Source organism: Vibrio sinus (genome assembly GCF_023634645.1).
GTDB classification, from domain to species: domain Bacteria; phylum Pseudomonadota; class Gammaproteobacteria; order Enterobacterales; family Vibrionaceae; genus Vibrio; species Vibrio sinus.
This window is the reverse complement of sequence record NZ_JAMKMR010000001.1, coordinates 557,612-563,611: the sequence shown is the minus strand read 5'-3', so window position 1 is coordinate 563,611 and position 6,000 is coordinate 557,612. Positions and strand designations below refer to the sequence as shown.

Genomic DNA, 6,000 nt, shown 5'->3' with positions numbered 1-6,000 from the left:
ACGAATATGAGCTGGCGTTGCTCATTGGATATAACGGCACGGTTCGGGTGGGTAATATGGATATCAATATTGAAAAGGCGAGCTTGCTGCTTATCCCGCCCAATGTACCGCATAGCTTGCAAGGGCTGAATAAAATAGATGAAAGCTCTCAGAGGCACTTATTATGGTTAGATAAAGACTGGCTTACCTCCATGCTAACTCATTGTAGTGAAATGCATAAACTCTCAGAGTTGTTTCTTAAAGCGCTTGGAGGGATGTATTTTTGTCAGGAGACGGCACTGGGTGCCTACCAAGTGATTAGAACTCTTGATTACGGAACTTCCAGTTTAGAACAGCTTGCAGTTCTACTCAGGTGCCTGTCCGTTCTGGCGACCAGTAAAACGGCAGTGACGTTAAGTGCGCCGACACAGTGTACAGGTGATATCTTTGAGTGCGAGCAAGATAAAGTGGATCGAATAGCAAAATTTGTCGATGAAAACTATGCGAAAAATATCACTTTGGGTTGTGTCGCAGAATGTATTTATTGCAGCCCCAGAACGGCAAATCGAATATTTAAACATCATTTTGGTGAGAGTTTTAGTCAGAGGTTAAAAAAAATCAGGCTGAGCCAAGCCGCACACCTGCTTGAAACCACTCATTTGAGTATTAGCTATATTTGTCAGTGTGTTGGCTACAACAATCAGTCGAACTTCAACCGGTTATTTAAGTCCTATAAAGGGATATCACCAAGAGAGTACCGGAGCAAATTTTCTCGCTAGCTTGTCTACTTGCCTACATTCTTAACTTTGGGATAGCTTGGGAATATGTCTTGTTGTCGAACAAGTATTAGTATGCGGCTCAAAAGTGCAACTAGGTCATTCATGTTGACGATAAAATATTGAAAACGAACAAAGTTCACTAAAGGAGCGAGATGATGATTAAGTCCTATACCGTCCTAAAGAAAGGTGATTTCTTGTTGCCTCAATGTATTGAATCTCCCGAAGCGAAGGAGGTAATTTTCACTCTGATTTGTGATGGCTTTACGATTGAATCAAAGTTAGTGAAAGCCATTGATAGCTCAGAGGCGCTGATTAACCATAAAAAACAGCGATCTATTGATGAGAAAGTGAATATGTAGATCGTCAACTAGGGTATACAGTTAATATTTATGTAACCTTAAATTGACCAGAAACAGCCGTCTTAAGCTGTGCCATACATGTATCTGTGAATCAATTGTGTTATAGATAATATACCCAAGTTACTTCAAGGTGGAGAATTCACACAGCCTCCCATTGTGCATCTTGAAGTAATTTGGGTATAACTCTATTCCGCGTTCTCGCTAACAGATAGGAACCTATATGAAAGCTTCAGATCTCCTTTTGAAATGTTTGGAAACTCAGGGAGCCAAATGTATTTTTGGTGTACCTGGTGAAGAAAATGCCGATGTGATGATGTCCCTCGAATCTTCTGAGATTGACTTTATCACTACACGTCACGAACAAACAGCTGCCTTTATGGCCACTATGCATGGTCAGTTGACGGGGAGCCCAGGGATCTGTCTGGCCACTTTAGGCCCAGGGGCGACCAACCTAATCACAGGTGTCGCGCAAGCAAACATGGATAATGCGCCACTTATTGCCATTATTGGTCAAGCGGACAGTGCTCGCTTACACAAAGAGTCGCATCAGAATATGGACTCGGTATCGATGTTTAAATCGGTGACCAAATGGTCTACAACGATAAGAGATGCCAGTGTTATCCCTGAAGTGGTTGCCAAGGCGTTTAAAATTGCAACCTCGGGTAACCCAGGTGCGGTTCTGATTGAGTTGCCTGAAGACATAGCTCACCATGACACTGATGCGTTGCCACTTAAACCAGCGGACTTCGAACTCGAAATTTCCGCTTCAGAGCATCACATTCAACAAGCGTTAGGGTTGTTGGAGCAAAGTGAAAAGCCGATTCTACTTGTCGGTCATGGCGCGGTGGTGAGTGAAGGCGACAAGCCGCTCAACGCTTTTGCCGAAAAGTCATCGATCTATAGCACTCATACTTTTATGGGTAAGGGCGCGATTTCCCATCAATATCCACGCTCTTTACATTGCGTTGGTATGGGCATGAAAGATTTGGTGATAGAAGCTTTTGAACAATCGGATCTCGTCATTTGTGTTGGCTATGATTTGGTGGAGTACCCACCTGCTCGCTGGAATATAGGAAAAGAGAAGAAAATTATTCATATCGGTCCAGAGACAGCAGAAGTCGATATGAAGTATATGCCAAGCTTAGAAATTGTTGGCCATATCCCAACCATACTACAGCAGCTTAACAGCTCGTTAAAAGACCAGCATTGCAAGCCATCCCCTTACTTCGAACAGATTCAGCAAACGATCAAACACGATTTGGACAGCGACAAATGTGATAGTCACTTCCCAATGAAGCCAAAACGTATCTTGCAGGATCTCCGTGCGACGTTGTCTGATACTGATATCGTGGTCAGTGATGTCGGCGCGCACAAAATGTGGGTAGCCCGACAATATGGTGCGCGTTTGCCAAAAACCTGCTTTATCAGCAACGGGTTTTGTTCGATGGGTGGTAGCATGCCAGGCGCACTAGAAGCTAAGCGTTTATACCCAGAAAAAAATGTGGTTGCCGTGTGTGGTGATGGCGGTTTTATGATGAGTATTCAAGCGCTCACGACAGGGGTGAATTTGCAGGTACCGTTTGTCACTTTGGTTTGGGAAGATCACAACTACGGGCTGATAAAGTGGAAGCAAGAAATGCATTTCAACGAGTATTCTCCACATGTGGGCTTGGAAAATCCGGATCTCAAAAGCGTCGCTGAATCGTTTGGTTGCCACAGTATTCGATTAGAGTCTACAGAGCAGCTCATTCCAGCGCTTAAGGAAGCATTTTCGGTGACATCGAAACCAACGGTGATCGTCATTCCTGTCGATTACAGCGAGAACATGAAGTTATTCCATCACTTAAACGATACAGTGAAATAACACAGGCAATAGCGAATTACTGATACGCGCGAATAGCGCTATCGAACACGAAAGGTATGCACTATGAAAACATTAGATGTCATTAACCCATCTACTGGAACTCAACTAAATAGTTACCCAATCATGTCCGAAGAAAAGGTCATGTCAGTTATTGCAGAGGTTGGAGAGGCGCAGAAAGATTGGCGAGAGAGCAGCTGGGAAACAAGGCGTAAGCTGATTTTAAATGTTGCGGCTTTACTGAGAAAAGATAGCCAGAAATACGCTGAAATCATTACGCAAGAAATGGGTAAGCCCATTACCCAAGCATTACGTGAAATCGAAAAGTGTGCCTTCCTATGTGAGTATTATGCGGAGACGGCGCAAGGCCACTTGCAGCCAAGAGAAATTCAAGCTGCACATAGCAAAACCTATGTATCTTATCAGCCACTTGGTGTCATCTTTGCCATCATGCCTTGGAACTTTCCGTTTTGGCAAGTACTGCGTTTTGCTGTACCGAACATCATGGGTGGCAATGCAGCGTTACTAAAACATGCGCCGAACTCGACGGGGGCGGCATTGGCAATTGAAGCCTTGTTCCAGGAAGCGGGTTTCCCAGAGCATTTGTTCAGAAGTCTAGTGATTGACGTTGATGTCGTGCAGGCGATCATTGAGCACCCACTTATCCAAGGCGTGACGTTGACCGGAAGTGGTAAAGCTGGTGCTATTGTGGGAGCTGAAACGGCAACCGCCTTGAAGAAGGTAGTGCTAGAGCTAGGTGGCAGTGATCCATATGTGATTTTAAAAGACGCCGATTTGGATCATGCGGTGTCTCAATGCATTGAATCGCGCTTGGATAATGCCGGTCAAGTGTGTATTTCTGCTAAACGCCTCATTGTGGAAGAAGATATTTACGACACCTTCGTTGAAAAGGTAAAAGCGAAAGTCCAAGAGTATCAGTGTAATGATCCAATGGACCCATCGACCAATATCGGCCCTATGGCGCGTGAAGACTTGATGCATGAACTTGATAACCAAGTCCAACGTAGCATCAGCGCTGGCGCCACCTGCTTATTAGGTGGTAAGCCTTTGCAAAGAGAAGGGTATTTCTATCAACCAACATTACTGGTTGATGTAAAAGAAGGTATTCCAGCGTATCACGAGGAGCTATTTGGCCCCGTTGTGTGCGTGGTGAAAGCAAAAGATGAAGAAGATGCGATCCGTATCTCCAACGACTCAGTATTTGGTTTAGCTGGCGCTGTATTTACCCAAGATTTAGAGAAAGGTGAGCGTATTGCTCGGGAGAAAATACAGGTAGGTGCGTGTGCGGTGAACACCAAAGTGGCTTCTGATCCACGTCTGCCATTTGGTGGGATTAAAGAATCAGGGTTTGGTAGAGAGTTGTCGGCAGAAGGCATCCATGAATTTATGAATGTGAAAACGGTGATTGTCAACTAGGGCGCACTTTGTTGTCTTGGTTTTGATAGTGCCCTCGTAATGAGGGCACTTTTGCTATACCCAGCGACGGGGTATAGCACATAAATATTCATTAAAAAACCAGATACGCCATAGCCGTAATGACGGGCAAGGTAATCAATGTCCTGAAAATGAAAATAATAAACAGCTCAACGATATTGATTGGGATTTTGCTGCCAAGCAGCAAAGCGCCGACTTCAGACATGTAGATCAACTGGGTCACCGACATTGCTGCGACGATAAATCTTGTCATATCGTTGCTAATTGGCGTTACCAAGATGGAAGGAATAAACATATCCGCAAACCCGACCACAATAGTTTTTGATGCCGCGACGGCTTCAGGGACACCCATCATCTTGAGCAGTGGAATGAAAGGCTGGCCTAACACACTAAATACCGAAGTATTCTCTGCAATAACCAGAGCAATGGTACCAAGGCCCATTACAACGGGTAACACGCCAAAAATCATATCAACCGCATTCTCAACTCCTTCCTTGGCAACTTGTTTCACGGATTTGACTTGAGAGGCTTTCTTGAGCGCAAGCTCCATACCCCAAGAGAAACTAGTATGGCCTTTTGGTAGTGCGTCCATGTCTTTGTCTCGGGTGGTACCATCAATAAAGGTGTCTTTTTTATTCCGCAATGGTGGCAAGCGGGGAATGATGATCGCCGCGACAATGCCAGCTAGACATACGGCTGCGTAAAAAGGCAGAAACAGGTGCTCAAGGTTAACTTGTGCAATCACCACTAGGCTGAATGTGATGGAAACCGCAGAGAAGGTTGTGCCTACCACGGCGGCTTCACGTTGAGTGTAGAACTTGTTTTCGTATTGTTTGCTGGTGAGCAAAATACCTACGCTACCATCGCCTAACCATGAAGCCATACAGTCTATAGCGCTGCGTCCAGGTAAATTAAATACTGGGCGCATGATTTTGCTCAGTAAGGCACCAAATAACTCTAGCAATCCAAAGTTGAGTAATAGTGGCAGAAGCAGTCCAGCGAATAAAAATACAGAAAACAATGTTGGCAGCAGGTCGTGTAACACCAAGCCTCCTGTGTTTTCATTCCATATCATTTCTGGGCCGAATTGATAAAAACTAAGCACCACCGAGATGCCACCGATCACACGTACCGCCAACCATGTCATGCTAGGGTTTAACAAATTGTTCAAAAATGGGTTGTTGGTAATCAACTTGGGCTGTAGCAATTTGACTAAAACAGAGGCCACGGACATAAGGGCAATAATCGCTGTGCTAATGGCAACCAAGCTGTCGCCAAAAAAGCTTCTGATGGATTTTGCTAATACCGCTACGGGAATGGTTAACTCACCCTGATAGTGGATAGGAACCATAAATAGAAAAATGCCGATAAGAGAAGGGATTAAAAACAACCAAAGACTATTTTTATTTAGGTTACTGTCCAGGTGTTGAACGTTTTCTTCCATAAAACTTCCTAATGATTAAGACGGTTAAGTCTACAGACTAATTCTAGAAAATGGGATTGCAGGGATAATATCCATTTAAAAAATAAAATGCAATATTATTCACTTTTTGTGATTATTTATTTT

General features: G+C 44.1%; 5 protein-coding genes. 4 read left to right on the top strand and 1 reads right to left on the bottom strand.

The features are described 5' to 3' along the window. The 4 genes from M9194_RS02460 to M9194_RS02445 form a co-directional block, all read left to right on the top strand. Nucleotides 1-758: AraC family transcriptional regulator (locus M9194_RS02460; RefSeq protein WP_250610762.1), on the top strand; the 758-nt coding region annotated here is incomplete at its 5' end. A gap of 152 nt (nucleotides 759-910) precedes the next feature. Beyond that, nucleotides 911-1,117: a hypothetical protein gene (locus M9194_RS02455; protein WP_250610760.1), complete on the top strand. Its 207-nt coding sequence runs from the start codon at nucleotides 911-913 to the stop codon at nucleotides 1,115-1,117. Nucleotides 1,118-1,337: 220 nt separating this feature from the next. Further along, the gene (locus M9194_RS02450; RefSeq protein WP_250610759.1) at nucleotides 1,338-2,981 is read left to right on the top strand and encodes an acetolactate synthase large subunit; all 1,644 of its coding nucleotides are present in this window, start codon (nucleotides 1,338-1,340) and stop codon (nucleotides 2,979-2,981) included. A 63-nt stretch (nucleotides 2,982-3,044) separates the two neighbouring features. Further along, on the top strand, nucleotides 3,045-4,415 hold the full coding sequence (locus M9194_RS02445) for an NAD-dependent succinate-semialdehyde dehydrogenase (RefSeq protein ID WP_250610758.1): 1,371 nt from the start codon (nucleotides 3,045-3,047) through the stop codon (nucleotides 4,413-4,415). A 91-nt stretch (nucleotides 4,416-4,506) separates the two neighbouring features. On the opposite strand, the gene M9194_RS02440 is transcribed toward M9194_RS02445, so the two are convergent. Further along, nucleotides 4,507-5,877, bottom strand: coding sequence for a YjiH family protein (locus M9194_RS02440; RefSeq protein ID WP_250610757.1), 1,371 nt, complete (start codon nucleotides 5,875-5,877; stop codon nucleotides 4,507-4,509). Between the last annotated feature and the right edge of the window lie 123 nt (nucleotides 5,878-6,000).